Consider the following 22590-nt stretch of genomic DNA (forward strand, 5'->3'; position numbering starts at 1 on the left):
CACTAGGTACTAACCTATGTAGATGAGAACAAACTAAAAGGAGTGGACGCAATTGTCTCTATCTGTAAAGCAACTATTAGAGAACAAAGGGATTCAGGCTAAGCCAGAACACTTGGAAATCTTGGAAAGTCGCTGGAAGGGTATGCAAGAATTAAAAGGGACATTAGAAAATGTGAAAATTGAAGACGCCGATATTGGGCTTCGTAATATTCCTGGAGGTGATCATATTGGCTAAAGAGTTAATTCAGAAATCAGTTGAAGAATTAGCGCCACTTATACAAAACGGTTCCTTATCTCCAGTGGAATTAACTAAAGCGGTTTTGGATCATGCAGAAGATACCCAGGAATCCATTAATGCGTATATGACCATGTACCGAGATGAAGCAGAGCAGTCAGCTCTTGAGGCGGAAAAAGAAATTAAAGAAGGTAAGTATCGAGGGATGTATCACGGAATCCCGATGGCTTTAAAGGATAATCTATATTTTAAAGATAAAGTGACTACCATGTCATCTAAAATTCATAAAGATTTTATTCCTGATGATGATGCAACTGTCGTTAGCAAGTTGCGTGAAGCAGGAGTTATTTTCACAGGCAAACTGAGTATGCACGAATATGCGTGGGGGATCACCAATAATAATCCTCATTATGGTGCAGTCAGAAACCCATGGGACACAGATAAAATCCCGGGTGGTTCGAGTGGCGGTTCGGGTGCAGCTGTGGCAGTGGGTTCGAGTGTGGCGTCCCTTGGAACAGACACAGCGGGCTCTATCAGAATACCGTCATCCATTTGCGGGATAGTCGGGTTAAAGCCCACGCATGGACGAGTTAGTAAATATGGCTGTTATCCATTGGCTTGGACATTGGATCATATTGGACCCATGACGAAAACGATCAAAGATGCAGCGGGGATGATGGACATTATTTCGGGCTATGATTCAAAGGACCCTACTTCTGTGGATATGCCAGTTGACCAGTATCTACAGAAAATCCAAGGTAATGTGAAGGATTTAGTCATCGGAGTGAATGAGGAATATTTCTTTAAAGAGGTCGATAATGAAGTAGACCAAATAGTACGGAGCAACATTCAAGCTCTCGTAGATCAAGGGGCAAAAGTGGAAGTCGTTACTATTCCTTCTCTTCAGTACGCAGAGTGGGCTGAATTAGTCACGTCGCTGTCAGAAGCCTCTGCGATACACCATGAAGATATGCTGAAGAGACCTCAAGACTTTGGTGATGATATCCGTATGCTGTTTGAGTTGGGCGAACTGCCATCTGCTGTTGATTATTTGCAGGCCCAGCAAGTTCGAAGACAGCTGAAACTGGAATTCCAACAAGTATTCCAGAAAGTAGATGTAATGATCGCTCCTACTTTACCGGTTGTGGCAAGTACGATTGGTGAAGATACAGTAGATTTAAATGGAAAGCAAGTGGACCTGATTGATAATATTATCCGTTTTACAGGGCCTAGTAACTTAACCGGCTTGCCGGCGTTATCTGTTCCAGGAGGATTGAAAGGTAATTTACCTGTTGGTGTTCAAATAATAGGGTCTGCATTTTCGGAAGCGCAGTTATTAAATGTAGGTTATGCGATTGAACAGACGAATCCGATGAAAGGTAGAAAGCCTGAGCTATTAACTCGAGCATAAATAAACCAAAAGCTCCGCGATCAACCCATGGTCGCGGAGCTTTTAGTTTTGTATCCGCTCTTCGACTAAGCGGAACGGTATATTCGACGTATAGTTTCTTCGCTATCACAAACCCAGATGCACCAAACTTCAACCCAAATCCGTTTTGTGCAATTGGTGTTACTAGTAGTATAACCGATAGGGAACAGAATAAACGCAAATCATCGAACTGTGAAGAATGTCATGTTTCTGTATTGTTTGGCATCGTACTGATATAAATTACACGAACCTTACAAGCGCCTTTCATTACTCTAAATATATGATAAATACCCCAACTTTATGAATAAAAGTTGGGGTATTTACTTACATTAATTTAGAGATAAACATCGTGGCAATTCCAAAATAGATTAATAATGAAAGAATATCATTGATTGTGGTGATTAAAGGACCAGAAGCTACAGCGGGATCGATCTTGAATTTATTTAAGATCAATGGAATGATGGTTCCAGCAAGTGTACCAATAATTAGTGTAGCAATCAGAGAGGAGCCAACTACTAATCCAAGTGTGAAGCTGCCTTGCCATACATACGCAATGACCGAAATCACCACACCACATACAATACCTAACACAATGCCGACAATTAATTCACGGAAAATCAAATGAAGTGACTTTTTTAGGGTCATGTCCTCTGACACTAAACCGCGCACAACGACAGCGAGAGATTGTGTGCCCGTATTTCCAGTCATTCCTGCAATCATTGGCATGAAAAAGGCAAGTGCGACGACAGCTTCCAGTGTCTCTTCAAATCGGGATATGATACTACCTGAAACTAAGCCGATAAAAAGTAATAATATGAGCCAAGGCAGCCTTCGATAGGCAGCAACTAAGGGTTTTGTATGAAAGTCGATAGATTTACCAGAAGCAAACAACATTTCAATATCTTTATTTGCTTCTCTTACTACGATATCTAAAACTTCGTCTGTACGAATGATGCCTACCAAAATATTATTTTCATTGACCACTGGTAGCGAAACAAAATCATATCGTCCGATCATTTTTGCTACTTCGCCTTGCTGTGTCGTATCAAATACTTTAGCGATAGAGGTTTCCATAATATCTTGGACGCATTCATCATCTTCCGCAAGTAGCAAGTCACGATACGACAATACACCAACTAGTCGTTTGTCATCGTCTATAATGTAAACATAATTCAAATAGTGGGCGAATGCCTCATAATGTTTTAGCTTTTCGATGGACTTGGCGACAGAGTAAGATTGGTGGATCCAAACATAGCGCGTTGTCATGATTCGTCCTGCAGCGCCTTTTGGATATTTCCGTTGTTGTCTAATATTTTTCTTTTCTTCCTGACGCATCTCTGCGATTAATTTATCGACTTGTTTATCCGGAAGATCGGATAGCAAATACGATAAATCCTCACTTTTCATTTTATCTAGTAATTCAGTTGAACGAATAGGACCTACCACTTCGAGAAGACGAAGCTGTTCATTTCTTGTTAAAAAACCTAGCATTTGAATTAACTTATCGGAGTTCATGACCTCTAAAAAAATCGTATGCCGCTTTTTTGACAAGCGCCGATATTGAGCAGCGACTTCAGCTGGTTCCAATTCGTCGATTGCTTTCTTCAAGGATTCTAAATTACCATCTTTTATTAATTGAATAATGGCTCTTGAAATATCATCTCTATTTTTTGTTACTGGCATCTTCAGCACCCCGTTCCTATGTAGATAGTTGTTGTCTATGTACTTATCCCCTAAATAACAGGGAAAGAAACAAACAATATTAGGTAGGTTTTAGAGGGGGAAGGAAAAGAGGAGGAAGGAAAGAAAGTATAAGGTGATAAATACGAAAGAAAAAGAGCCTCCTTTTGGAGACTCTTTTAGATAGCAAGTTACATAATTGGACCTCGGCCATGTGGTGTATGGTTGGTGAGTGGATCATAGATCTCAGAATCAACCAATACTAGGATTTTTCCGTGATTGAAATGTTCATTGTATCGATGTGCTTCTTCATCAGGAATACCCATCCCAATTAAAGCCCCAGCGAGCCCACCGACACCGGCACCTGCTGCAGCACCTGTAATACCTGCTACAATTGGACCGGCTGCAATGATTGGGCCGACACCAGGTATAGCTAGTGCACCGAGTCCAGTCAATACTCCACCAAGCCCGCCTAGTAGCCCGCCAGTTGCTGCTCCTGTCGCCGCGCCTTCTCCTGCATGAGTATCCGTTTCTTCGACTACATAATCGACTTCCTCTGCATTTTTACTAATTACAGAAATTTCATCCGAAGTGAATCCCTGACGTTTAAGATCTTCAATTGCAGCGATCGCTTCTCTATCCGTGTCATATGTTCCGACTACATGTCTTTTAACCATAAATAAGTTCCTCCTCAAATTTCATTCTTTATTTTCCCGCTATTTGGAAACTACCCTTTCCGTCCAGAAACAAAACGTTAAAAGGAAAAAGGACGAAATCGACAATAGATGGCTAATTTATCAGACTATACCTGACAAAATTCCTGTTTTATAGGCAAATTTTCTGGAATATTTAACGTTTGTAACAAAGGACTTATCTTTGTAATAGTTTCGACTGATACTTGTAATAGAATTGTAACAGTGGCTTGGTAAGCTAGGTCTATCAAAAAGTTAGGGGTGGCACATTGAAGAAGTTTTTATTTTCATTGACAGTAGCCATGTTGATTACCATATTTACAAGTGGAATGAATGAAACGTCCGCAGCAACTTCTGTATATACAGTTAAGAAAGGCGACAGTTTATATAAAATTTCACAGATACATAATGTATCCGTCACGAATATTAAGAAGTGGAATAACTTGAAATCATCGGTGATTCATCCAAACCAAAAGTTGCGTTTAGTGAAACCATCTAAAGTGGCTTCAAGTACCTCTTCTACTAAAAATAAATTACCATCCCGCTCTGACAATCCAGAAGTAGTTAAAGAGTTCACAGTAAGTGCAACGGCTTATACAGCACATTGCAATGGATGTACAGGATTGACGAAAACAGGTTTGAACTTACGTAAAAATCCGGATCTGAAGGTAATTGCGGTAGATCCTGACGTCATTAAGTTAGGAACAAAAGTCCATGTGGAAGGCTACGGCTATGCAGTAGCTGGAGATATTGGCAGTGCGATTAAAGGAAATAAAATTGATGTATTTATTCCTAATAAAACACGTGCATACCAATGGGGACGCAAAAATGTGACAATAAAAATTCTTGATTGATCACGACCATCCGGTTCTTTCCGGATGGTTTTTTTTATGCTTTAGATCAGGGACATCAAAAAAACATGAATTCCTTTGATAAAAGGGATTCATGTTCAATTTAAGCGAAGGATACGATTTGATTTTTCCCATTTTGTTTGGCGCGATATAGGGCTAAGTCTGCTAGATGAAAGAGTTCTTTAAAGTTCTTTACATCTCGATGAAGAGTATCCCCTAATCCGATGCTAACCGTGATAGAAATTTGTTTTTCCTTCACCTGCAAAGAAAGCGCTTTAATTTCCTCAGAGATTTGAAGAGCTTTCATCTTCGCATGCTCAATTGAAATGCCCCGCATGAGTAGAACGAATTCATCGCCACCAAAACGTCCAAGCAGGTCATCTTTACGAATGATTCCTGAGCAGGTTTCTGCCACTAATTTTATGGCTTCATCTCCAATTAAATGGCCATGTTGATCATTGATTTCTTTTAAATTATCTAGATCAAATGCGATACAAACGACTTCTTGTTTTATTTCTTTACTTTCACTTAACCATTTATCAGCCGTTTCTTCTAAATACTTTCGATTGTAAACACCAGTCAAAAAGTCTATGTGCATATTTAATTCGTCAGTAGGTGCTTCTAAACGGAGTTCTAGTTCCATAGCCGTCTTGATTAAGCTCTGATTTTCTATCTCATGCAATAACTCAATATACTCTTTTTGTAGTAAATAGAGTTCCTCAGGTGGACATAGTAACTCTGCTAAACATACTCTTTTTTGTTGGATCTCTTTTAAAAAGAGATTGTCATGAAATAATTCATCTATTTCTTTAGCTTCGGTGTATAGACGAAAAGCTTCTTGAGGTTGATCTAATAATTCATAAAGGCAACCTTCCAACAGGGCTAAGTAAGCTTTTTCACGTGGAAACATCTGAAGTTCCCCAATTTGCTTTACGCACATAACAGCTGTTTTGGCAATATCAATACGTTGAAGGTTAATGGCAGATTCAATTAAACTTAAACTAGCACGAATAGAAAGAATAGGAGAATCCGATGTGTACAAATTGGAATACCTCACTGCAGATTGTGCAGCTTTTAACGCATAGGTAAATTGCTTTTGTTTATTCAGTGTAAAACTTAGGTTATTATAACTAATGCTCAAAAACTGATAGTCTTCAACTTCTTTTGCTATAGATAGTGCGTCTTCGGTCATTTTTTGTGCGCGTACAAAATTGGCAGTTAGTGAAGACAATAAATATTGCAAATAGTAATCTTGCAACCAATCATTTTTTGTTCCATACGATAAGCAGTGTTCATGATGCAGATCAATATGAAATAACGCTTTTTTAATATTGCCCAAGTAATAAGAAGCAACGGCACTTGAAAAATGAGCAGCTAAAATAGCATCTGCTAGCGAATATTGAGTTCCTTTCTCTAACAGTTTTTCAGAGGAAACAAGTACTTGTTCATATTTTCCTTTTGTTTGTAAATAGCTAATTGAGTTTTTTAAAGCCGCTAAATCTTCTCTTTGAAGCATATTTAGCCCTCCCCATTCGTCTGTTAGTCTATGCTAATAAGCGGGACTAAAGAATAGCTGTTAGATAATTGCAATGATTCCATTATATCATAGAGCACAGACAATTTGTGTTAATTTTGTGAGTGTATTAGAAAATTTAGTTATTATAAAATACGCTTACACTAGTTGTTTATACCCTGTTGAGAAATAGATAAACTACCTAAAATGATAAAATAACGAGGAATTTTTTAGGGGCTAAAGATTCATCGGTGTATTTCGAAGTTCTTTGAAGGCATCTATGAAAGGTTGAGGCTCTTCAACGACTTCAAATGTAAAAACTCCTTCATTTGTGTGTAGGTAAAATAACCCATTTCGACCTGAGAAAGGTCGGTAAGATACATCCCATACATGTTCTATATAGAAGGTTTGTTTGGAGGTCGTGATCCGATCCTGAAATAAGCTGATGGAATGAAAGGATGTATGAAAGGTTTGTTCGAGACGATCTACGACACGCTCTATGGAAACGTAGGAAAGGGTTTGAATTACATATTCAGATGAGTTATTCATTAAGAAGCCTCCTATTTCATTGTATCGTAACATGGGTTATTGAGGGGGGCAAAATAGTAGTGTGGTTACATTTGATCACATATATTCCTTCTTTTTATTTTTAAACAAATGAAGAAATTGCAAAAAGCTAACTATACAAAGAAAAGTAATCGCTCCAGCCATATCTAAGTAAACGTCTTGTAAAGTAGCGGTTCGGCCTCCCGTAAAAGACTGACGCACTTCATCTACACAAGCTAAAATTAATGTAAGAAGTGCGGCACCTAGCCAACGACCAGGACGTTTGGGTAATAGCCAATAAATTACTACAGCTAATAAACCGAATGTTAGAAAATGGGCAGCTTTACGTATTAAAAATTCTACAAAGTAATAGTAACCGCGTTCTTCAACCGAAATTGACCGATTCCAATAGAAGAACTCCAATTTTGACAATTGATCTTTGCCAGGCTCCCCCGGCAATAGCTGTTCTAGTGTGGATACGAGAGATTGCTGTTCATACGTTTGACTGGAAGAAATCGATAAACTTGTTAAAAGTACTATTAGTAAAAGGATGATTATAAGTTTTTTCATATTTGGATTGTATCATAAAAATGGGCCCGCTTTAACCGAGAATAAAAAATGCCGCTAGTTATAAATAGGTTACCATATAGTTACCATATTAATAGATCAATAGTTACCATTTTACAATAAATGTGTCCTGCAATTACCATTACCAATTGTTAAAGGATATGTTAGGATTTATCTCGGAAGCTTAATTGTTTCCCCCTTCCGATTGTCAATATACGAGGAGAAACAGATACATAATCTTTGTTTTGATGATTACTGAAGGAGAAAGAGGGTATAGGAACAGAGAATGTTTTTATGCAACTCTTAGTTTTATTAAAATTAAGTAGTTTTAGAAGAATTAAAAGGAGGAAATATTTCTATGAAGTTTCAATCAAAAAAATACAGCAAATATATTACAGGCGTAGCATCAGCGGCATTAGTTGCCTCAGCGGTGGCACCAGTTGTCAGTGCGGCAGATTTTAATGACGTACTAGAGACCAACTCACACAAACCGGCAATCGATGCGCTATCTGACGCAGGTGTTATTTCTGGCTATCCTGACGGTTCTTTTAAACCAAATAAAACATTAACTCGTTCTGATGTAGTGAAATTAATGGGTAAGTGGCTTGTTTCTATGGGATATGAAATTCCTAAAGACTATAAAACAAATCCTCGTTTCAAAGATTTAACAGCTAAATCTAACGATGAACTCTTGCAATCTGCAGCTATCGTAAAAGATAACAATGTATTCAAAGGATATGAAGATGGAACATTAAATGCTGCGGGAAATATCACTCGTGAGAACATGGCAATTGTTTTAGTTCGTGCTTACGATGCAGTGAACAAAACGGATCTATTAAGCTATGTGAAAGAAGAAAAATTCGATAAAGATGTTATAGATCTAGCGAAAGCTAAAGCGGAAGCACGTCCTTACATTGATGTACTCGACTATTTCGATATCACGAACCCAGAGGCACCAAACTTTAGACCAAAAGAAACGACAACACGTGCACAATTCGCTTCTTTCCTTCACAAAACAATTCAAGTAGAAAAACCGGGTGAAGAAACACCGGAAGTACCTGAAGTTGCAGAAGTAGCATCTGTTGAAGCTACAAGTGAAAAAGAACTTCAACTAACAGGTAAGAACTTACAGACTTTAAAAGCAGAACAGCTAAAAGTAGAAGGTAATGAGATTGTTTCTTATAACACAAACAAAGAAGGAACTCAGGCTACTATCGAATTAAAAGACGAACTGACTTCCGGTAAAGAAATGACACTTACTGTAACAACAAAAGCAGAAGGACAAGATGATCAAGTCAAAACTATTAACTTCACTTACGAGTTAAAAGTTGGCAAAGTGGTAGCAACGACTACACAAGTAAATGCAGCAGCTGATCAAGTGTTAACGTTTACTGTAGATGGTAAACCTGCTGATTTGAAAAAGTTGAAAGATGCTGGCTATACAGTAGAATTCCAAGCTACTAAATCAAATGTACTTAAAGACAAAACTACTGGTGCATTAGATGAGACGAAGTTTGTTGCAGGAGATACTTTTTCATATAAAGTCGTAGTTTCTAAAGATGGAAAATCCGTAGAATCTGATTTAGTAGATGTAAAAGTATTGAATTTCGGATCATATATTGCTGAAATCAGTGAAGTTTCAATTACTCAAGGCGATGTGAAAGTTGAAAGCGGAAAAGTTCCAGTCGAAAGCGGTAAGGTGAATGTAAAAGCAACAAAAGCAACTACGTTAAGTGGAGCTAATGTTGATAATCCAACAGCAACTTATACATCATCCAACCCAAGCGTAGCGACTGTGAATGCCAACACTGGTGAAGTAACACCGGTTAGTCCTGGTGAAGTTAACATCGTGGTGAAAGTAGACGATGCGACTAAAAATGTTCCATTGACTGTAGTGTCAGGCAAGCGAACAGCTTCTAAAGTCGAAGCATCATCCGCAACATCTAAGCTCATCGTTGGTGCGAAACAAGATATCGAACTGACAGTGAAAGACCAATACGGAGACCTATTTGGCGGAACGTTAGATGTGTCTACGAAAGATGAAGCAATTGTCAAAGCTAGCATTAAAACAGTATCTCAAGGAAAAGCGGCAGTTGAATTAGATGCAATTGCACCAGGAACTACAGATATCCAAATTAAGACTGGCGATACAGTGCTAGCAACTGTTTCTGCTTCTGTTTCTGACGATACAAAAGTCGCAACAAGAAAGCTAGAAACCAAGTCAGCTGCAGATGATCTTCAGTTGGATGCAGTGAAAGGTTCGAAAGATAATAAAGTCACGTTAGTATGGAATCAATATAACGAAAATGGCTTCTTGATCGGAGCAGAAAAAGATGCTAAATATGCAATCTCTTCTTCTGATAAAGCTGTTGCGACTGCTACAATAGATCCAGCTACTGGAGAAATTAAAGTAGAGGCTGTTAAAGCAGGTACTGCGACTATCGAGATTAAAGAAGGCGATGTAACAAGAGCTACTGCTACTATTACAGTTGTAGATTCTACACCTACTATTTCTTCTGTAGCATTTGAAAAGGTAGAGGCTGTAACAAAAGCTGAAGATCTGAATGTAGCTGTTTTAAAACCAACTGGCATTAAATTATCTTCTACTGAAGCAACGCCAATTATCGATCAAAGCGGTAAGATCTATATTGATGTAGACGGTAATGGTTTGAATGAGCAGACTGATATTGTATTAGGTACTATTGCGAAAAGCTATTCAGGTAACAATAACGATATTACTAACTTACGCATCGAAGGCGGATCAATTCAAGGGAAAGTAAACGCCAATGCGAAAGGGACGATCGTTGTCAGCGTAACGCCTACAGGACAAACTGTTCCAGTTAGTACAACTTCTATTGACGTAAACGTACCAGCAGCAAAATAATAGTAGTTTCCATCATGTACATGAAAAAATAGTAATCCATAATCTCTATTCCTTGAAGACGTTCAAGGAATAGAGATTTTTACGTTTACTAGGCTACTTGCCAAGGGTACAGGTAGAGTAGTACGTATAAGTTTACGAGAGGAGTGGAAGTATGCGCTGGTTTGAAGGGATTTATTTTGCGACATCATTGATTGTGCTATTGCTGCTCGCAGTACCCATTGTGATTGCAATCTTTCTGTATTTCTTTGATCGTCGTCAAAAGCAACACGCTATTTTACGTAACTATCCTGTACTTGGTAGAGTCCGATATATGCTAGAAAAGGCTGGACCAGAAGTTAGGCAGTACTTATTTAATGACGATAATAGCGGGAAGCCATTCAGTCGCCAAGAATATTTACATATGGTTATGCCAGGGAAATATTTGAGCAGTGTAATCGGATTTGGCTCCAAGCGAGATTTTCAAGAGCCGGGTCATTATATCCGTAATGCCATGTTCACAAAGCAAAACGAAGAAATGCGCGTAGATAATGAAAATCTAATTAAGACAATGCGTTATGAGGTGGATGAAGACAATTTATTTTCTCGTAAGGAACATCGCAAAGAAATCCCTACACTTCCTTGGTTACTGCCTGAAGAAGATGCGATCGTCTTAGGGCCAGACTGTAAACAGCCATTTGTTGTCCGCAGTTTACTCGGACAATCGGGAATGAGCTATGGGGCGCTAGGTGAGCATGCTATTACTGCGTTATCTAAAGGAATCGGGATGGCGCAAGGAGCATGGATGAACACAGGAGAAGGTGGATTGTCCGATCATCATTTAGCAGGTGGTGCCGACATCATCGCTCAAATAGGTTCGGGATTATTCGGTTTTCGTACGGAAGGCGGAGATTTCGATATAGAAAAGGTAAAGGAAAAAGCTCAAATTGCTCAAGTAAAAGCGTTCGAAATCAAACTGGCGCAAGGTGCAAAAATGCGTGGTGGCCATGTAGAAGGAGAAAAAGTGACAGAAGAGATTGCAGCGATCCGAAATGTCACGCCTTTCACATCCATCAACAGCCCGAACCGTTTCAATCAATTCAATGATTATCCTTCATTGTTCACTTTCATAGAAGATATTCGCACTGCAGGAGGGAAGCCTGTTGGCATAAAAGTAGTCATTGGCGGCAAAGAGGATGCGGAAGAACTTGCTTTACAGATGGCGGAGACGGGTATGGGACCTGACTTCATTTCACTAGATGGAGCAGAAGGAGGGTCAGGTGCTACCTATCAAGATCTAGCTGATAGTGTGGGTTTACCGTTACGTTCTGCGCTGATTTTATTAGATGACGCGTTGCGGAAGTACGAGGTACGTGATCGAGTGAAGATTATTGCTTCTGGTAAAATCATTACACCTGATAAAGCGGCTATCGCATTGGCGCTGGGAGCAGACTTGATACAAATTGCTCGTGGATTCATGATTTCCGTTGGATGCATAATGGCAGAACGGTGCCATACGAATGAATGCCCGGCAGGGGTCGCCACCACTGATAAACATTTACAGCGTGCGCTCGTTGTAGAGGAGAAAAAGTTTCGAGTCACTAATTACATTTTAACAATGAGGGAAGGATTGTTTCGAGTAGCGGCTGCAGCAGGTTTAGACTCTCCAACAAAGTTCGAACGAAAGCATGTCATTTATAAAGATGAACAGGGGAGGATTTATCCTGTAGAATAAAAAAAGTACTCGATGAGATAGTTCATCGAGTACTTTTAGTGTTTAGATTCTTCGGAAGCTATTGAATTTAGACTTCCAATACGGGTTGCTCAAGCTGACGACTTCTGATTTTTTACCGCCCGCATGGACAAACTTATTGTTACCGATATAAATCCCTACATGAGAAATGCCTTTACGGTATGTATTTTGGAAGAATACCAGGTCACCTGGTTTCGGTGATTTGATTTTCGCTGACTGTTTATACTGTCCTGTTGTTGTTCTAGAGATAGACTTACCGTTTTTCTTAAATGAATACTGGATAAACCCGCTACAGTCAAAACCTCTTGTAGTCGTTCCGCCGAAGCGATACGGAATACCTCGTAAGTTCATTGCTGTTTTTACAACACCTGTGCTACTTTTTGCTGGTGTGGATGCTGCGACTGACTTAGCAGATGACTTAGTTAAAAGTGTGCTAAGCACATAGCCTTTTTTGCCATTCACCTTCACTTTATACCACACTTCTGAACCAACGCTCTTTTGGTGTGTCAGTTGAACACGTGTACCTTTTTTAATTGAAAACACAATTCTATGTTTGGTGCCCGCGTCTGCACGGACATTCGTATTATATTTCGCTATGTATGTACCACTTTTTGCTTTCGCTACACTTGCTGCGTCAGCGTTGCCCCCCGTAAAGCCAATTACCATAATCATTGCCATCAATATCGAAAATAAAAACTTCTTCAATGCCTGACTCTCCTTCGAAATAGTATATGTCTATCTAGCTGCAAGTTACATCTTACACGACTGGCAGAATCTAAACATTACGTTCTTATTAAGAAGTTGTTACAGTGTTGTCATCTCGTAAAGTAATTGTAATAAAACAAACCAGCTGCTCCCTGGTAGGAACAACTGGTCGATAAGGTAGAAATATTAATCTCTCGGAAATGGACGCGTAGGATCTTTTGGAAGAGAATCTTCTATTAAAGCATCGGGATGTGTAGAAGAGATTTCAGAGTTTGAAATGATCTGGGATTCTTCATCTTCTTTCACAATATCAGTATTCTGAACATCAGCAGCTAACACTTCTGGAGGGACTGGATTTTTCAACGGTTCATAACCTCCATAAGAAGGTTCAATTTCATCAACTGGTCGGGTAGTTTGCATTGTTTTCTCATTTAGAAAAGGATCGCTCTTCCGATCGGGGTCCGAAAATTTCTTTGATGTGGCCGGTGAGAGATCATCCGTGTAGAAAGGTTCGTCCTTCGAAAAAACACTGAACGCCCATCCTTCGTCTACGTATAGCAGCATACCGCCATGTTGCACTTCCTCGTAATAGCGGTCAATTTCTGTATTATCCATACCAACACCAAACATCATTCTCTTGACTTGGTTTTCTCCTGTAAGAAAACCGATAAACCGGTCAGTCCAAGACTCATAAGCAGCGTGGACATCGGCAGCAGTTCGGCTTCGAAGCATCGACACATCCGTTTCATTTTTAGCAATTACATAAATGTTGTCGTCAAGATAGCCTGTTAGTTTCAATTCTTCTATCTTGTCGAGAAGGTCAGAATCATTATAATACACACCGATAAATGTCTTGTTGTTCATTTCGTTCATAGTATTGCCTCCTCTAATTTTTGAAATTTTGTTGGTATAGATACCATACCCCTTGGTGTTATATGAAAACCTACTATCATAGAACAGGGAATTATTACTAATAAAAAACCGGCAAAAGAGTGATAGACTCATTGCCGGTTTAACGTGTTATTTTTGTATTTTTACCTTTTGCTCTCCAACCAAATTGCCGTCCTCATCATATGCCAAGAAGGTCGCAAGGGAGGCGATTTGAAAGTCTTGAATCTCGAAAATCCCTTTACTCATCATATAAATATTGTGGCCTCTATGTGCCAGTTCGTAATCCAAATCTCCTGAACGAGAGGAAAAGCGAACGATGACTTTTTGGATTGTTCCGCAAGCATTGGATACTTCAGTCTCCATTAGAATATCTCGGCTAGTCAGCTTAACTGAAGGAGAATCGAAAACAGACGAGAGTAATGAACAAGTCGGTAACGGAATACCGCAATTAATGTCTTGCAGGATAGATTGATAGATCTGGGGAAGTTCTAAGCTATCGTGCATAGCATAGTAACTGCCTCCAGTTTCATTTGCAATTTGTTTTAATAGACTTTCATCTAGATCTTTTCCAAGACCAATTGTAAAAATGCGGATACCAAGTTTTTTGGCATTTGCCGCTTCATTTAAAATAGCTTGTCTAGAAGATTTTCCATCTGTCAGTAAGATCACAACTTTCTTCCGGTCCGTAGTGAAATGACTGAACGCTACTTTCAATCCACTAGCGATGTTTGTACCGCCACTTTGTCTTACATTCTCCAAATAAGGCGTGACATACGAAGGAGTTCCTTGTTGTAAAAACATCCCGCGAGTTGTGAAATGGGTGGCAATATTTTTATCTGCATGTAGTGCATCGATAAATTCTTTTGTTTTACTAACACGCAGACGATCCGGGTCATTACGAATCATGCTTCCAGAAGAGTCGATAACAAATCCGATTTCTGGCTTTTCGTTTGTACATGTTGTGTCAGCAGTGATCGGAGAAGTAAAGGTTACCGGTACAGTGAAACTTTTGTTGAGAATTGAAGCGACGGCATCTTCATTGATTGTAGAATTTGATACTGCCGTTGCAATAATCTCATCCTTCAATGCATAACGGGGTGTCGTAAAGTATGTTGTAGCTACTCCGTTATAAAAGTTCGGATAGGACTGATCAAATGGTAGCCCTGATAACGATTCAAGCTTAAGATAACCGTTGAAGCCAGAAATCCGGTCACCGCCAGGCTTTGCGAGTGTAGCGGTAACTCTAGTTTGTCCATATGATAAGTGTTCAATATCGAGCTGTACTTCTGCTTTTGGTTCATAGGTTACTGTTGCAGTAGCGGAAGGAAGTGTACAATTTCCCATCTTATCAACAGGTGTCACGGTAATTGTGTCAACTGTATACTTTGTCGTACGAGGAGCGATTACTTTTACAGTTACTTCAGGTCCGTCAGAAAGGACTCTAGTATTTCGCCATTCAGACAGTGTGTTTGCTGTTTTCTGAAAGTTCTCCACTTCAAAGCGCGCGCCTTCTTTAGAAGTAACATCGAATAATAGTTCCCTTTCATACGGAATTAATTCTCCATTACAATCACGGAATGTGAAGGTGATAAACGTGGTATCTTTACCATTCGCTGTCAACACCGGTTTTTCGATATCCACTGCCACATTAGTAGATGGCTTTGTTATATCTGTACCAGGAAGGGCAGGTTGATTTGGACGCTCGAAATTTATTTCATCGTCTTTAATGAAATTAGCAGGATACACATATTTGGAATCATGTTTTCCTGTTGCTTTCGAATGAAGACCTTGCAATTCGCACCCTTGCTGAAGAGTCATTTGATAAAGGTAGCTAACAGTTTCAGCGCGTGTTAGCTCATCATTCGGCCCGAAATCCAGGTAATCGTTTTTTCCTGTAATCCCATTTGCAATATCGTTGGAATATAGATAATAGACTGCTTGATGTTTAGAAAGATCTACACCTTGATAAGCGGCGAAGATACGAGCTGCATCGGCTTTTTTTACGGAAGCATCTCTCGCATAACGATTGGTCGTCCCATTTAAGGGTAAGAAATGACTTTTTAAATATCGATAATTGCCCATCGCTTTGTGCTCACCTGACAAAGCTGCAAATGAATTGGGTGAAGTACAGTCAAACCGGACGAGCATCGTGACTAGCTGAGCTTCCGTAATAGCTTGGTCGGGTTTGAATGTGCCGTCTGGATATCCAGCGGTCAATCCTTCATCATAAGCCCATTGGATTGCGTCTTTTGCCCAATGACGATCTTTAACATCTGTAAAGGTGCTTTTAGCAGAAACTTGCAATGGCAAAAGTGCAAAAAGGACGAGCAACATTCCCCATATAAATGAATTGCGTGCCTTCATTGTAGGCGCCCCCTTTCTTATTTAGTGAAGAAAATATCATCGCGATAATTTTGTTTTAAGTCATTTTCTAAGAAGTCTAAGAAACGAGAGGTAATGAGTGCGGCTTGTGCTCTCGTTAATTGTTGTTGCGGATTAAAGCGATTAAATTCATTTCCTTGAATCAATCCGAGCTCAGTAGCTACATAGACGCTATCTTTTGCCCAGCTTGAAATCTTATGATCATCCGCATAATGTGTCTTGAAACCAGGACTTGGCGCTCGGCCTTCCATGCCTAATGCGCGAACGAGAATTGCTACAGCCTGCACTCTTGTGATCGGACTGTCCGGTTCGAATGAGTCAGGTGTGACACCCGTAATAATGCCTTGTTCCACGGCACTTTCGATGTACATATAGTCAGGATCTTTTGTGGATAAGTCCGAGAAAATAGGTTTTGGTGGTACTTTACTCTTCTTCGGTGGCTCCAATACTCGTAAATCTACTGCTTTCAAAATCCCTACTGTATATTGATAACGTTTCATCGGTGTATTAGGTGAGAAAAATTGAGATTTCTCATCAAAAATCCCTAATGAATACAGTTTTTGAATCGCATCTTTTGCCTGATGACGATCTAAGTCACGGAATTTTGGCACGATGAGTCGCTCTATTTTAGGTGTGTTTTTCTTTTGCAATTCCATTCTGCCTTTTCCCGCACCAAATGGGATATCATACGTGTATTCACTGACCATATCAGAAGAGCTAATGACAGCGTGTCCACCCGTAAAGCTTGATAGGGAAGGATCAAAAGGTTCATATTGCAACACACGAGACTTACTGTCGGATGCTTTGCTTGTCACGAAAGCCGAGCCCTTTGGCGTAATGATTTCAGAATCCATCAACTGAGTTTCAGTAGCACCCCAGAAATTTTTATACCCCATATTGCGACCATTTAAATGAACGGTAATCAAGTGTTCCTTTTTCGTAGCTGCCTCTTTAAACTTGTAAATTTTACGACCTACCATATTACCTGAATAAAAGCTCGATGCTGGCAAGTTATCTGAGACAGTACCTTCTGAATACTGATAATTATCAAGCGTGTACGTATCTTTTCCGATTGTCACTTTTTCAGAATAGCTTTTCGCTTCAAATTGGGCGGTCGTTTGCCCTTTTCCTGCATGGTCATTGACATTTGCTACATAGTTCATACTTCTGGTTAATTTATCACCACTTGGGCTTGTCAACGTGAAACGGTAGGTACGGGTCAACGTATTTTTACTTTCTTTTTCACTGACGACTGCTTTACCAGAGAACTGGATCGGATAGCCCGTTAGAAAAAACAATTCTTTATATTCGTATTCATTCATGACACCACCATTTACATCTACTGGACTGGCTAATGCAGATGAAGCCTTAAACGAAACAGAGACGAGGAGGAACGAAAAAAGAAATAATATACTTAATCTGGTGAAAATCTTCATTTCATAACACCTTCTTTTAGGCAGTAAGAGGTGCTCTCTCACTGCCATATTTTAATCAACAATAATCATTCTGGCTTTAACTACGTTTTCAGCTACTATATAGAGTCGATCGTTGATGTGTAAATCTTGTGGTTGAATGACTTTTCCATCTTTAATAAAAGTCGCTTGCTGGATATCCATTTTATTAATGAAGCCTTGAGTAGCCCATGCACCGTTCATCCACTGGCTAACGTTGCGCACATCGATCGTCTGCTTGGCAGGAGAGATCGCAGATAATCTTCCAACAGATACGATACGCGTCGGATGATAGTCGGTGAAATGAGCTGCCATAATTTGGCCATCTTTCACATAAAAATATCCATATTGACCAATCTGGAATGATAATTCGGTTTGAGGGATCAAACCAATAAACGTTTTGTTTCTATCCTTGACGGCATAGGTCTCATTATTAAAATAAAAATCTTGGTCTACCGAATAAGACCAAACATTTTGCTTCAGTGCGAATGGCGATGACAATCGTAATTGATAGCCAAGGACACCCGATACTCTTCCATAATAAATTTGATGATCAGCTAGATTCGGACTATCCAATCCGTCATTACTGATATGTATAATGTTGGCATACTGCTTGTTCATCGGGCCGGCTGCTGCGATAAATGCTGTTCCATAGGCGCCCAACGCTTCAGGTTCTACCAGTCTTCCATTACGGATCAAAATCGTTCCATCATGATAATGAAAGCTTTCGGAAGTAGTTAAGCTCACTTGTTTTGTTTTTCCATTGAAGCTCTTTAACGGCTCGTAATATGTCCGTTCTTCATTTTTCTGGATGATAATCCGTTCCACTTGTTCCTTGCCATGTTTATTGACGGTTGCGATATATACTTTATGATTCGCATATTTCCGCAACTGATCATGAGGGACGGGTTGATTGTCCAAATAAATTGGCGTTTGAGCAGAGTAATAATAGCTAGAATTGCTATTTAAAGTATTTGGAAACCAATGCCAATTTAAAAACTTTGTTTCATCACGCATGATGATTTTACGGCTGATCGGATCGATTCGATGAAGAGTTCCTTTGTATAATCCAGCAACTTGTACACCTGGCTCTAAAATTTCTAACAACATAATATAGTTTGAGTTATAGACGGAGAACTTAATTTTGACACGATCTCCTTCATATAAAGAACTGATATCGGTTAACCTATCATTCTTGTAAAATTGCGTATCTGAATTCAAATAGACATTCTTGACTCGTCCATCATCTAGCTTAATGGTAAGGCCCTTTCGATTTCTTTCCATATAAGAAACGATACCACTATATACTTTCCCGTTAGTTTCAATGACTGCAGGAGGCGTATCGGTCTTACCACTAAGTGTTTTCACACGGCGGAGCTGGACATCTGCTTCCACTTCCATACCAAGTTTAAATGCGTCTATTTTCACAGGTACTGTGTCGATAGTTAGTTGTGCATAGTGATCTATCGATAAGGTAATGGTACGACCTGCATCATTTTTAATAGTCACCTTACTCAACACTTGCTTAAATGTGTTTTTATCTACTTGAATTTCGTCATAATCTGCTTTGACGAATGTGCCGGTTATCAGTTCACTTGCCTCTGCAGTATTTGAATAATTGAATAGACATCCGATTGCGATGGCCATGCTGCACATGAATACTGCAAACCATTTTTTATACAAATTCCTCACACCTCCAATAATTATTGCGTCAATTATATATCGGTCAACTAGCAAGGGATTGAAGGAAAAAGCCTCATGTTTTCATCTAGTCTTTTAGCCGTCTTACTAGGTTCTAGCGTTAACACAAACTACCATTATCTTTGTCAACGTTTTACAAATATGATAGGATACATTTTAGAGTCCAGAATAGAAAGGGTCGGTTATACAATGAAAAAAAGACATCTAGTGGCTCCGCTTGGCTTATCTCTTCTATTATTGGGAGCTTGCGGTGCGGATTCTGAAGAAGAAAAAAAAGTGGATCAAGAACAAACCGAACCAGCTGAAAACGAGACACCCGAAGTTGTGGATAAATCTGATACCACTACATCCAATGATAAAATGAAAGAGGAATTCGCTAAAGAAGATGGCGTATCTCAAGTCAGCCTGATTATTACAGAGGATGCGGGCGGTTATGTACTATTAGATTTCGAAGTTTCTGAGGATATGAAAAAAGAACAAGCAGAAAAAATTGCGAAAAAGTTCTATGACCGCATTGAAAAAGAATATGCAGATCATAGTATCGATATCCAAGCAAGAAAAAGTGGCGAAACTTTCGTACAGGAAACAAAAGAAGCGAAATAAATATCCAGACGATTGCTACTCATTCATTGGGTAGGCAATCGTCTTTTTAATAGATTACATATAAAAGGGTGTTTGGTAAATGAATGATTGCCATTCACTTAGACAGAAAGAACATGTATGAACAAGTTGTCGGAAAAGGATGGTTGGGCTATAATATGTAACAATCTTAGGGATAGAGAGTAGGAAGTTCATTGGGGAAAAAAACGACAATTATTCAATCAGCTATAGAAGTGTTTCAAGAACAAGGGATAGAGAAGACGAAGATTTCTGACATTGTTAAGCGTGCAGGAATTGCACAAGGCACTTTTTATCTATACTTTCCTTCCAAACTTGCATTGATGCCCGCCATCGCCGAAGTGATGGTGGCGAAGACGATGGAAATTGTAAAACGAACGGTCGATGATCAAGCGGACTATCCAAAACAATTTGAACAGATGGTAGATGCCATCTATGAAGTGAATAAAGAGTATTATGAAATTTTAGCTGTCATTTATTCGGGGCTAGCTTCTACAGAACATATACGTGAATGGGAATCAGTATACGCACCTTTCTATGAATGGATTAGTGGAAAGCTAGAGGCAGCCAAATTGGAAGGAGCTGTCCGACAGACGATTAAGCCTGATCGCACTGCAAAAATTATTATTGGTTTAATTGAGTCAACAGCAGAGCAAGTTTTTCTGTATGCTCATCATGATGAAAGTGAAGCTGACCGACAGAAAGAAGAAGTATTAGATTTCCTGATGCATGCACTTCAGTTTCAGACGGTAAAGTGATGTGAAGAATGAGTAGGCCCCCTATTTCAGTAAGGGGCTTAACTTAATTTTAGTTTAATTATACTAACAAGAGTGTATCAGTATTTTTATTAGTAAGTTGTTATTATACGTTCTAAGATGAATGACAGCTTTTTTATGTATTTTGGAGAATTTGGAACTGCTATTTTCTTGCTCTATATTCCTTTACATATCTACAAGTAAGCACCGCATATGCTGTGTGGATAGGAGTAGTAACAGTTGGAGCTGTAGTGATTAACATAATTTTTTTCGGAGAATCCAAAAGTATTGGAAGAGTCGTAATCTTCTTTAGCGTAGTTGGTTTGAAAGTTTTATCATAATAAAAGGAACGGTCTTTGGTGTGAAAACCAAGTGACCGTTCCTTTTTTGTTGACTATTATTGACCAAGCAATTTTTGTTCAAAATCCTTAATAGACATACCAGAATGCACTCGCTGACGGTTCAGATGAAATGGTGAATCACCTTGAAATACATTCCCTTCTGAAATGGTGTAAGCACTTTGAATGCCCGCCACTTTACTAGCTCGTACACTATCTATACTTCTTATGCCGTAAGGGTAAGCAAGGGCGGAAACCGAAGCTTGCTTAGGAAGAATGCTATGAATTTTCTGGTTTGCTTTGAGAATGTCTTCGTAGATGGCCAGTCTAGGTGTGTATTCCAAAAGGGCAAGCCCAGTCATCGAATTGAACCCATGCAAATCGTATGTGTGGTTTTGGTAAGAGATGACATCCTGTGTTGACCGCATATCATCTTCTGTCAAATAACCAGGACGACCGATTCGGCTGGCTATCAAAAATGTAGTTGCTGTAAAGTGATTGGCTTTCAATATAGGATATGCCAGCTCAGCTGTAGAAGAGTAGCCATCATCAAAGGTAATAAGTACAGATTTCTCCGGAAGTTTTATTTTCTTTTGTAGCCATAATGTCAGTTCTTCAGGTGAAATAGTACGCCAATGATTTTTTTTCAAGTATGCCATTTGTGCCTTAAACTTATCTACTTCTAATATAGAAATATTATTACCTTTTTTAACCTGCACTAGATCGTGATACATAATAACGGGAATTCCTTTTTGAACTTCTATATCTTTTCTATAAATATATCCAGTCTTACCACCAAAAATGATAGGATAAAAATCACCTTTAATACGTTGTGAATAAATTACTTGCTTCGGTTGGAGATGACCAAATGCTACAGATTTGGTGTTTGGTTTGGAATAAATTTTCACATGCTTCTTGGTGTATAGACGAACTGGATTTGCACTTTTTAATTGATCAGAAGGCTGATTAATCATTCGACCTTTCATTTTAGAGAATTTCACTTCTATGTCACCGATTTTAGTATAATAAAAACGCTGATCTGATTTGGTTACAGTATGCACAGTACCTTTAGAAAACACCGCAATCTTTTGGCTCTCTTGGAAAACGGGCGTAGTGTCCACAAGTTTCACAACTTGCTCGTTAGCTGCCTGGGTAGTAAGATTTGCAAAAAGTAAGCTGCTAAAGAAAACAACCACTAGTAATAACTTCTTCATTCTTCTTTTTATCTCCTATCTATATATCACTTTTCTAATAGTAAGTTGTCGCAATCGGGAAAGCAATATACTTTATACAGAAAATAATGCAGTTATTGTGAAGAGTATATCCGCTGTGGGCACATTTATTCATATAAAAAAGAACATATCCGAGAGATACTCAGACATGTTCCACTGTGAAGAATCCATTCTTTCATCCAAAAGAAAGAAGTGACTCCGAAGACTAGCGAGAGAGGTGCGTCAATTCTAAGGCGCGTTTCTGTATCTCTCGTTCTAACAATTGGATAAACTCTTGACTAAGATTTAACCTTTGTGCTTGTTGATACGAATAGAGCAGCATCTGATCGGACAATTGAAACATAGTAGAACCGCCTCCCTTTATTGAATATCAAGCATCCAACCTGCATAG

Annotated in this window: 20 protein-coding genes; 8 read left to right on the forward strand and 12 right to left on the reverse strand. The window is 39.1% G+C overall.

The annotated features are described in order from the left end of the window. The first annotated feature begins 52 nt into the window (after positions 1-52). Both GD002_RS01440 and GD002_RS01445 read left to right on the forward strand, forming a co-directional pair. Positions 53-235, forward strand: coding sequence for a hypothetical protein (locus GD002_RS01440; protein ID WP_153730534.1), 183 nt, complete (start codon positions 53-55; stop codon positions 233-235). Continuing rightward, positions 228-1646: an amidase gene (locus GD002_RS01445; protein ID WP_153730535.1), complete on the forward strand. Its 1419-nt coding sequence runs from the start codon at positions 228-230 to the stop codon at positions 1644-1646. Before GD002_RS01440 ends, GD002_RS01445 begins: the two co-directional genes overlap by 8 nt. Positions 1647-1988: 342 nt before the next feature. Here the strand turns inward: GD002_RS01445 and mgtE are convergent, their stop codons facing one another. Further along, positions 1989-3347, reverse strand: coding sequence for a magnesium transporter (gene mgtE, locus GD002_RS01450; protein ID WP_153730536.1), 1359 nt, complete (start codon positions 3345-3347; stop codon positions 1989-1991). A gap of 188 nt (positions 3348-3535) precedes the next feature. Beyond that, positions 3536-4021, reverse strand: a complete 486-nt coding sequence (locus GD002_RS01455) for a general stress protein (RefSeq protein WP_153730537.1) — start codon at positions 4019-4021, stop codon at positions 3536-3538. Positions 4022-4305: 284 nt separating this feature from the next. Between GD002_RS01455 and GD002_RS01460 the strand changes: the two genes are divergently transcribed. Continuing rightward, entirely contained in the window at positions 4306-4890 is a 585-nt protein-coding gene (locus GD002_RS01460; protein ID WP_153730538.1) for a 3D domain-containing protein, read from the forward strand. Positions 4891-4990: 100 nt separating this feature from the next. On the opposite strand, the gene GD002_RS01465 is transcribed toward GD002_RS01460, so the two are convergent. The 3 genes from GD002_RS01465 to GD002_RS01475 all read right to left on the reverse strand — a co-directional run bounded on the left by GD002_RS01465 (position 4991) and on the right by GD002_RS01475 (position 7516). Next, on the reverse strand, positions 4991-6403 hold the full coding sequence (locus GD002_RS01465; RefSeq protein WP_153730539.1) for a GGDEF domain-containing protein: 1413 nt from the start codon (positions 6401-6403) through the stop codon (positions 4991-4993). 234 nt (positions 6404-6637) lie between these two features. After that, on the reverse strand, positions 6638-6949 hold the full coding sequence (locus GD002_RS01470; RefSeq protein ID WP_153730540.1) for a hypothetical protein: 312 nt from the start codon (positions 6947-6949) through the stop codon (positions 6638-6640). Positions 6950-7024: 75 nt separating this feature from the next. Beyond that, complete coding sequence (locus GD002_RS01475; RefSeq protein WP_153730541.1) at positions 7025-7516, reverse strand: VanZ family protein; 492 nt, start codon at positions 7514-7516, stop codon at positions 7025-7027. 355 nt (positions 7517-7871) lie between these two features. Here GD002_RS01475 and GD002_RS01480 point away from each other — a divergent pair, with 355 nt between their 5' ends. After that, positions 7872-10397 (forward strand): S-layer homology domain-containing protein, encoded by a 2526-nt coding sequence (locus tag GD002_RS01480; protein ID WP_153730542.1) that lies wholly within the window; start codon positions 7872-7874, stop codon positions 10395-10397. 151 nt (positions 10398-10548) lie between these two features. Next, positions 10549-12108 (forward strand): FMN-binding glutamate synthase family protein, encoded by a 1560-nt coding sequence (locus tag GD002_RS01485; protein ID WP_153730543.1) that lies wholly within the window; start codon positions 10549-10551, stop codon positions 12106-12108. 42 nt (positions 12109-12150) lie between these two features. Here the strand turns inward: GD002_RS01485 and GD002_RS01490 are convergent, their stop codons facing one another. From GD002_RS01490 to GD002_RS01510, 5 genes are all read right to left on the reverse strand, one after another. After that, positions 12151-12831, reverse strand: a complete 681-nt coding sequence (locus GD002_RS01490; protein ID WP_153730544.1) for a C40 family peptidase — start codon at positions 12829-12831, stop codon at positions 12151-12153. Between the two features lie 186 nt (positions 12832-13017). Next, positions 13018-13704 (reverse strand): general stress protein, encoded by a 687-nt coding sequence (locus tag GD002_RS01495; protein ID WP_194841430.1) that lies wholly within the window; start codon positions 13702-13704, stop codon positions 13018-13020. Positions 13705-13851: 147 nt separating this feature from the next. Beyond that, positions 13852-16086, reverse strand: coding sequence for an S-layer homology domain-containing protein (locus tag GD002_RS01500; RefSeq protein WP_153730546.1), 2235 nt, complete (start codon positions 16084-16086; stop codon positions 13852-13854). A gap of 17 nt (positions 16087-16103) precedes the next feature. Further along, positions 16104-17540 carry an S-layer homology domain-containing protein gene (locus GD002_RS01505; protein ID WP_153730547.1) on the reverse strand — a complete coding sequence of 479 codons (1437 nt, stop codon included), beginning with the start codon at positions 17538-17540 and terminating at the stop codon, positions 16104-16106. A 51-nt stretch (positions 17541-17591) separates the two neighbouring features. Next, positions 17592-19238, reverse strand: coding sequence for a hypothetical protein (locus tag GD002_RS01510; RefSeq protein WP_153730548.1), 1647 nt, complete (start codon positions 19236-19238; stop codon positions 17592-17594). 207 nt (positions 19239-19445) lie between these two features. Here GD002_RS01510 and GD002_RS01515 point away from each other — a divergent pair, with 207 nt between their 5' ends. The 3 genes from GD002_RS01515 to GD002_RS17855 all read left to right on the forward strand — a co-directional run bounded on the left by GD002_RS01515 (position 19446) and on the right by GD002_RS17855 (position 20970). After that, a complete protein-coding gene (locus GD002_RS01515) occupies positions 19446-19859 on the forward strand; it encodes a cation diffusion facilitator family transporter (RefSeq protein ID WP_153730549.1) in 414 nt (137 codons plus the stop codon). A 191-nt stretch (positions 19860-20050) separates the two neighbouring features. Further along, positions 20051-20632, forward strand: coding sequence for a TetR family transcriptional regulator (locus GD002_RS01520; protein WP_153730550.1), 582 nt, complete (start codon positions 20051-20053; stop codon positions 20630-20632). Positions 20633-20847: 215 nt separating this feature from the next. Further along, the gene (locus tag GD002_RS17855; RefSeq protein ID WP_228548245.1) at positions 20848-20970 is read left to right on the forward strand and encodes a hypothetical protein; all 123 of its coding nucleotides are present in this window, start codon (positions 20848-20850) and stop codon (positions 20968-20970) included. Positions 20971-21026: 56 nt separating this feature from the next. Here GD002_RS17855 and GD002_RS01530 read toward each other — a convergent pair whose 3' ends face one another. Continuing rightward, complete coding sequence (locus tag GD002_RS01530) at positions 21027-22181, reverse strand: polysaccharide deacetylase family protein (protein WP_153730551.1); 1155 nt, start codon at positions 22179-22181, stop codon at positions 21027-21029. A 223-nt stretch (positions 22182-22404) separates the two neighbouring features. Continuing rightward, positions 22405-22542, reverse strand: a complete 138-nt coding sequence (gene sda / locus GD002_RS01535; protein ID WP_153730552.1) for a sporulation histidine kinase inhibitor Sda — start codon at positions 22540-22542, stop codon at positions 22405-22407. Positions 22543-22590 lie beyond the last annotated feature (48 nt).

The sequence above is a fragment of the Sporosarcina obsidiansis genome, from assembly GCF_009651005.1.
Classification (GTDB): Bacteria; Bacillota; Bacilli; order Bacillales_A; family Planococcaceae; genus Sporosarcina; species Sporosarcina obsidiansis.

Coding starts and splice junctions, on each gene's coding strand:
- mgtE (WP_153730536.1), bottom strand. CDS start 3,347: ATGCCAGTAACAAAAAATAGAGATGATATTTCAAGAGCCATTATTCAA.
- GD002_RS01455 (WP_153730537.1), bottom strand. CDS start 4,021: ATGGTTAAAAGACATGTAGTCGGAACATATGACACGGATAGAGAAGCG.
- GD002_RS01465 (WP_153730539.1), bottom strand. CDS start 6,403: ATGCTTCAAAGAGAAGATTTAGCGGCTTTAAAAAACTCAATTAGCTAT.
- GD002_RS01470 (WP_153730540.1), bottom strand. CDS start 6,949: ATGAATAACTCATCTGAATATGTAATTCAAACCCTTTCCTACGTTTCC.
- GD002_RS01475 (WP_153730541.1), bottom strand. CDS start 7,516: ATGAAAAAACTTATAATCATCCTTTTACTAATAGTACTTTTAACAAGT.
- GD002_RS01480 (WP_153730542.1), top strand. CDS start 7,872: ATGAAGTTTCAATCAAAAAAATACAGCAAATATATTACAGGCGTAGCA.
- GD002_RS01485 (WP_153730543.1), top strand. CDS start 10,549: ATGCGCTGGTTTGAAGGGATTTATTTTGCGACATCATTGATTGTGCTA.
- GD002_RS01495 (WP_194841430.1), bottom strand. CDS start 13,704: ATGAACGAAATGAACAACAAGACATTTATCGGTGTGTATTATAATGAT.
- GD002_RS01500 (WP_153730546.1), bottom strand. CDS start 16,086: ATGAAGGCACGCAATTCATTTATATGGGGAATGTTGCTCGTCCTTTTT.
- GD002_RS01505 (WP_153730547.1), bottom strand. CDS start 17,540: ATGAAGATTTTCACCAGATTAAGTATATTATTTCTTTTTTCGTTCCTC.
- GD002_RS01515 (WP_153730549.1), top strand. CDS start 19,446: ATGAAAAAAAGACATCTAGTGGCTCCGCTTGGCTTATCTCTTCTATTA.
- GD002_RS01530 (WP_153730551.1), bottom strand. CDS start 22,181: ATGAAGAAGTTATTACTAGTGGTTGTTTTCTTTAGCAGCTTACTTTTT.
- sda (WP_153730552.1), bottom strand. CDS start 22,542: ATGTTTCAATTGTCCGATCAGATGCTGCTCTATTCGTATCAACAAGCA.